This is a genomic window from Streptosporangium sp. NPDC006013, from assembly GCF_040614275.1.
Lineage (GTDB): Bacteria > Actinomycetota > Actinomycetes > Streptosporangiales > Streptosporangiaceae > Streptosporangium.
Genome location: NZ_JBEXUE010000518.1, coordinates 1 through 6,712, shown reverse-complemented (window position 1 = coordinate 6,712; position 6,712 = coordinate 1). Strand labels below are relative to the sequence as shown.

The 6,712-nt window shown below is 72.5% G+C and carries 3 protein-coding genes and 1 pseudogene; 2 read left to right on the top strand and 2 right to left on the bottom strand.

Going from position 1 to position 6,712, the window contains the following annotated elements; all coding sequences use genetic code 11:
• Window positions 1-111 precede the first annotated feature (111 nt).
• Together ABZ260_RS43595 and ABZ260_RS43590 are read right to left on the bottom strand one after the other, a co-directional pair.
• A pseudogene (locus ABZ260_RS43595) lies at window positions 112-276 on the bottom strand (DUF3046 domain-containing protein); the annotation flags it as partial.
• A 236-nt stretch (window positions 277-512) separates the two neighbouring features.
• Complete coding sequence (locus ABZ260_RS43590) at window positions 513-1,001, bottom strand: VOC family protein (RefSeq protein ID WP_355549037.1); 489 nt, start codon at window positions 999-1,001, stop codon at window positions 513-515.
• Between the two features lie 308 nt (window positions 1,002-1,309).
• On the opposite strand from ABZ260_RS43590, the gene ABZ260_RS43585 reads away from it, so the two are divergent.
• Complete coding sequence (locus ABZ260_RS43585; protein WP_355629696.1) at window positions 1,310-6,343, top strand: ATP-dependent helicase; 5,034 nt, start codon at window positions 1,310-1,312, stop codon at window positions 6,341-6,343.
• A gap of 134 nt (window positions 6,344-6,477) precedes the next feature.
• Entirely contained in the window at window positions 6,478-6,672 is a 195-nt protein-coding gene (locus ABZ260_RS43580; RefSeq protein ID WP_355629693.1) for a hypothetical protein, read from the top strand.
• Window positions 6,673-6,712 lie beyond the last annotated feature (40 nt).

Sequence of the window (6,712 nt, the reverse complement as noted above, 5' to 3'; positions counted from 1 at the left end):
GATGCCGAAGTGCAGCGTGCGGCCGTAGGGGTTGCCGGGGAAGTCCCTGGTCTGGAACTCCTCGGGGATGAAGGACGGCTCGCCCTTCATCGTGGGAGAGACGTCGGTCACCCCGCACACGGCGTGCCAGACCTCCTTCGCCCCGACCCCCTCGGCCAGCGCCTGGATCACGGTCCGGCCGCCGAGATCGGCGATGACGTAGTCATGGGCCCACGACTCGGCGTACTGGTCGCCGAAGTGCAGCTTCATCCGCTTCCAGAAATCCGACAGGCGCATGCCCCAAGTATGAGACCACGCCGGCGTGCCGCGGCCCGCGCCCGGCACGCCGCACGTCGGCGGCGTCCCGGTCGCCCGGTCCCGGTGAAAGGGAGCCCCGGGGACGGGGGCCGGCGGGGGCGGGGTCCGTGCGCCGGCGGGAGTACGGGCCGCCACGGGGGCAAGGCGGACCGCCGGAGCACGCGGGAACCGTAACCGAGGGCGACCGGCTCGCGGCTGAGGGGCGGCGCGGACCGTCAGAGCACGCGGGAGCCGTACATCTCGCCGAGGGGGTCGGCGAGCAGTTCCACGCGCGCCCCGTCCGGGTCGGTGAAGTAGATGGAGGTACCGCTCTCCACCTGGTGCGGCACGCCCGCCGCCGCCAGCTTGCCTCGCAGGCGCTCCCAGGTGGAGGGGTCCACGGAGATGGCGACGTGGTGGAGCCCGCCGAGGACCTCCCGGTAGGGGCCGAGGTCCAGCCCCGGGAAGTCGAAGAAGGCGAGGAGGTTGCCGTTGCCGATGTCGAAGAAGAAGTGGTTCGACCCCTGGTAGTCGCGGTTCTCGAAGATCTCCGTGAGGGGGAACTCCAGCAGGTCCTGGTAGAACCTGATCGTCGTCTCGACGTCTGAGGAGATCAGCGCGAAGTGGTGCAGCCCTCTCGCGCTGCTCGGCGGACGGTTCTCCCCGAGGTGCTCCGCCTTGATCCGCTCGCGTTTCGCCTCGATGGCCTGGTAGTCGATGCTCATCGTTAGCTCACCACTCAATGCGTCCTGTGTTCGCCAAAGCATGCCTGTGGCGACAGGAGCCAACCTACTCCTGGGGCGGGCCGTGCCGTCAGTGCCCCGTCGGTGCCCCGTCGGTGCCCCGTCGGTGCCCCGTCGAACGCCTCCGGCGTACAGACCCGGTGATCTGGCGGTGGCACCGGTCGATCACGTATCCGCTGCCGATGAGCCGGCCACCGGCCTGCGGCAGGCGGTGACGGGTTCTGTCGGTGGCGCCGTGCAGTATGGGCGGTGGCCCGGTTGGTCGGCCGAGCCGGGAGGCAGGGGGCGCGATGAGCGAGACGGCGGGCGCGGACGGGGCGCTGGGGCACTTCACCCGGATGACCAGGGACTGGTTCACCGGGGCCTTCGCCGCGCCGACCGCGGCACAGGAGGGGGCGTGGGCGGCGATCGCCCGGGGTGACAACACCCTGGTGGTCGCCCCCACGGGCTCCGGCAAGACACTGGCCGCCTTTCTGTGGTCGCTCGACCGGCTGGCGGCCGGGCACTCGGCCACCGGGTCTCTCCCGCCCGGCGAGGACGCCGGGTTCCCCGGAAGCGCCGGAGCCACCACCACGATCATGGACGCCCCGGCGGGCGCCACCGTCCCGGACATGACGGGCGGCACGGGCGCCAAGGGGAGGCGGAGCCGTTCCCGACGGGACGAGGAGCCGCCGAGGCTGTGCCGGGTCCTTTACGTGTCGCCGCTCAAGGCTCTGGCCGTCGACATCGAGCGCAACCTCCGGGCGCCGCTGGCCGGGCTGCGACAGACCGCGAGCAGGCTCGGCCTCCCGGTGCCGGAGATCTCGGTGGCGATCCGCTCGGGCGACACCTCGGCCGAGGAGCGGCGCCGGTTCGCAACCAGGCCGTCAGACATTCTGATCACCACCCCCGAGTCGCTGTTCCTGCTGCTCACCAGTCAGGCCCGCGAGGCACTGCGCGGCGTGGAGACGGTCATCGTCGACGAGGTGCACGCGGTGGCCGCCACCAAGCGCGGCGCGCACCTGGCACTCAGCCTGGAGCGGCTCGACGCCCTCCTGCCCCGGCCCGCGCAGCGCGTCGGCCTGTCGGCGACCGTACGGCCGGTGAGCGAGGTCGCCGCCTTCCTGGGCGGGCCCCGTCCGGCGACCGTGGTCCAGCCGCCCGCGGGTAAGGAGATCGAGGTCGAGGTGGTCGTCCCGATCGAGGACATGACAGAGCTCGACACGCCGCCCACCTCCCCCGCCTCCGACGACGACCGGTGGCTGACCGAGACCCCGGCCAAGCGGTCGATCTGGCCGCATGTGGAGGAGCGGCTGTTCGACCTGATCGGGGGGCACAGTTCCACGATCGTGTTCGCCAACTCACGGCGGCTGGCCGAACGGCTCTGCACCCGCCTCAACGAGCTGGCGTGGGAGCGGCGGGCCACCGAGGAGGGCACGGAGGCGGACCCCGCGCACTGGGCCGAGAACTTCCCCGAGCTCCCCGCCTCCCTCTCCACCCCGGCGGCCATGATGGCGCAGGCCGGTTCGGCCAAGGGGGTCGTCCCGGAGATCGTGCGGGCCCACCACGGGTCGGTGTCGAAGGAGGAGCGTTCCCAGATCGAGGAGGCGCTCAAGTCCGGGCGACTGCCCGCCGTGGTCGCGACCTCCAGCCTGGAACTCGGCATCGACATGGGTGCGGTGGACCTGGTGGCCTGTGTGGGGGCACCGCCGAGCGTGGCGAGCGGCCTGCAGCGGATCGGCAGGGCCGGGCACCAGGTGGGAGCCGTCTCACGTGGTGTGATCTTTCCCAAGTACCGGGGTGACCTGGTCCAGACGGCCGTGGTGGCCGAACGGATGAGAAGTGGGGAGATCGAGGAACTGCGCTATCCACGCAATCCTCTCGACGTCCTCGCCCAGCAGATCGTGGCGATGACCGCGCTGGACGAGTGGACCGTCGACGAGCTGGAGGAGGTGGTACGGCGAGCCGCCCCCTACCGGACGCTGCCCAGAAGCGCGCTGGAGGCGACCCTCGACATGCTCGCCGGGCGCTACCCGAGCGAGGAGTTCGCCGAGCTACGACCGCGCATCGTCTGGGATCGGGTGGCCGGCACCCTGCGGGGCCGTCCCGGAGCCCAGCGGCTGGCGGTCACCAACGGCGGCACGATCCCCGACCGGGGGTTGTTCGGCGTGTTCCTGGTCGGGGAGAAGTCCTCCCGGGTGGGTGAGCTGGACGAGGAGATGGTCTACGAGTCGCGGGCCGGTGACGTGTTCGTGCTGGGCGCGACCTCCTGGCGGATCGAGGAGATCACGGCTGACCGGGTGCTGGTCACTCCCGCGCCCGGACAGCCGGGGAAGCTCCCGTTCTGGCACGGCGACACCGCGGGGCGCCCGGCGGAGCTGGGGAAGGCCATCGGCGCGTTCCTCCGCCAGATGTCCTCGGCGGGCGCGGACGCCGAGGCGGGAGACGGTGGTACGGAGAGCGCGCGGCCGAGGGACGCGGGGGCGGGAGCCCGAGGAACGCCGAGCTCGGTCGCGAGGAACGCAGGAACGGGAAGCACGAGAACAGGGCATCCGGAAACACCGGGCTCAGGGACGGGAAACCCGGAGTCGGGAAGGGCGAAGGCAGAAGCGGGAGGCGCGGGGGCGGGAAACGCGGGGACGGAAAACGCCGAGGCCGGAAACGCGGCACGGGACGGGGCGCTGGAGAGGATCAGGGCGGCGGGGCTGGACGGGTTCGCCGCGGCCAACCTGCTCGCCTACCTGGCCGAGCAGCGGCAGGCGACCGGTTATGTGCCCGACGACCGGACGTTACTGGTCGAGCGGTTCCACGACGAGCTGGGCGACTGGCGGGTGGTGGTGCACTCCCCGTACGGAGCACGGGTACACGCGCCGTGGGCGCTGGCGATCGGGCGGCGGCTGCGGGAGCGCTACGGCGTCGACGTGCAGGCCGTGCACTCCGACGACGGGATCGTGCTGCGCATCCCCGACACTCTCTCGGAACCTCCGTCCGACGTCGCCGCCTTCGACCCGGACGAGATCGAGCGGATCGTCACCGAGGAACTCGGCGGTTCGGCGCTGTTCGCGGCGCGGTTCCGCGAGTGCGCGGGGCGGTCCCTGCTGCTGCCGCGCCGCGTGCCGGGCAGGCGGTCGCCGCTCTGGCAGCAGCGGCAGCGCGCGTCGCACCTGCTGAACGTGGCCGGCCGCTACGCGTCGTTCCCCGTGGTGCTGGAGACGATGCGCGAGTGTCTTCAGGACGTGTTCGACGTTCCGGGGCTGGTCCGGCTGATGCGCGACATCGAGGCGCGGCGGGTCCGGCTGGTGGAGGTGGAGACCGGGAAGGCGTCGCCGTTCGCCGCGTCGCTGCTGTTCAACTACATCGGCGCGTTCATGTACGAGGGGGATGCTCCGCTGGCCGAGCGCCGCGCCCAGGCACTCGCGCTCGACACGAGTCTGCTGGCCGAGTTGCTGGGCCAGGCCGACCTGCGCGAGCTGCTCGACCCCGATGTGATCGCCGACACCGAGCGGGAGCTGGCCCGGCTGGACCGGCCGCTGCGCGACACCGAGGACCTGGCCGACCTGCTCCGCTCCCACGGCCCCCTGGTGGCCGAGGACGTGAGCGTGCGCGAGGGTGACCCGGCGTGGCTGGCCATACTGGAGGGCTCCCGGCGGGCGATCAGGGTTCGGGTGGCCGGGCAGGAGCGGTGGGCGGCGATCGAGGACGCCGCCCGGCTGCGCGACGCGCTCGGCGTGCCGCTGCCGGTGGGAGTGCCGCACGCGTTCCTGGAACCGGTGGACGATCCGCTGGGCGACCTGCTCGCCAGGCACGCCCGCACCCGCGCCCCCTTCCCCGCGAGCACGGCCGCGGCCAGGTTCGGCCTCGGCACCGCGGTCGTCACCGACGCGTTGCGCCGCCTGGCGGCCTCCGGGCGGGTGGTGAGCGGGGAGTTCAGGCCGGGTGGCCGAGGCGAGGAGTGGTGTGACGCCGGGGTGCTGCGGATGCTGCGTCGCAGGTCCCTGGCCAGGCTCCGCAAGGAGGTGGAACCGGTCTCCGCGGAGACTCTGGCCGTCTTCGCCCCCGCCTGGCACGGCATCACCGACTCCCCGCGGCGGGGCAGGCCGCCGATCGACGCGCTGGTGAGCGCGATCGAGCAACTGCAGGGCTCGGCGGTGCCCGCTTCGGCGCTGGAGACGCTGATCCTGCCCTCGCGGGTGCCCGGATACGACCCGTCGCTGCTGGACGAGCTGACGGCCTCCGGCGAGGTGATCTGGGCGGGGCAGGGGTCTCTGCCGGGTGGCGACGGCTGGGTGTCGCTCTACTTCGCCGACACCGCGCCGCTGCTGATGCCCGATCCCGCCGACATCACGCTGACCCCGGTGCACGGGGCGGTGCTGGAGGTGCTGGGCGGTGGGGGCGCGCTCTTCTTCCGCGAGCTGGCGAGCCGGGCCGGCGTTCTTCTGGCCGGTTCGGTCCCGGACGACCGTGCCCTGTCGGCCGCCGTGTGGGACCTGGTGTGGTCGGGCCGGATCACCGGTGACACGCTGGCGCCGCTGCGGGCCACGCTCGGGACGGGGCGCCCCGCGCATCGCCCGGCTCCGACCCGGCGTCGGCGGGCGGTGCTGCCGAGCCGGAGCGGCCCGCCCACGGTGGGCGGGCGCTGGTGGACGCTGCCCGCCCCCGCCGAGGACGCCACCCAGCGCGCCCACGCCCAGGCCGAGGTGCTGCTGGAGCGGTACGGCGTGGTGACCAGGGGCGCGGTGACCGCCGAGCGGCTGCCGGGCGGGTTCGCCGCCGTCTACCAGGTGCTTCGCGCCTTCGAGGAGAGCGGCCGGTGCCGCAGGGGCTACTTCGTGGAGGGGCTGGGCGGCGCCCAGTTCGCCCTTCCCGGTGCCGTCGACCGGATGCGCGCCATGTCCGTCTCACTCACCGCACCGCCGAGCGCGGCACCGGTACCCGACCCGTGGAGCTCCCGGAAGCCCGAGGGCGCGGGGGAAAGCGGCCGGCGAGCGGTGGTGCTGGCGGCGACCGACCCGGCCAACCCGTACGGGGCGGCCCTGCCGTGGCCCGCCCATCCTGGCGAGGTGTCCCACAAGCCGGGCAGGAAGGCTGGATCCCTGGTCGTGCTCGTCGACGGGCATCTGATCCTCTATGTCGAGCGCGGCGGTAAGACCCTGCTCTCCTTCTCCGGAGACGACCGCCTCCGGCCCGCCGTCGACGCCCTCGCGCTCACCGTACGCGACGGCGCCCTCGGCAAGCTGACCGTCGAGCGCGCGGACGGCACCGCCATCAACGATTCCCCCCTGGCCGCCGCCCTGGAGTCCGCGGGCTTCCACCCGACCCCAAGGGGGCTGCGCCTGCGAGCCTGAAGTGCCGCACGCCTTTCTCAAGCCGCACGCCTTTCAGCCGGCCGATGATGCTCAAGCCGGTCGCTAGTAATTCCCAAGAGGTTTCCAAATGCCATCGCGATGCTGGTCATGCAAGTCAACCGAAGGGGGAACAAATGGCGACCAACGGCAAGTCGGAGCTCTCCGCTCTGTCCGCGCTCGGCCGCGAACTGGACGAGGACCAGCTCGCGCAGGTCAACGGTGGCTACTACTGGGCGTGCTACCACTGGGAGGACTTCGCTCCTGGCGGCCCGGGTGCGCTTCGAAGCCCCGTGTTGACCAGCCCTGGCCATCATGAACTGGAGGTGTGATCCAGATGGCTACGTTGAACACAAGAGCGCAGACCGACCT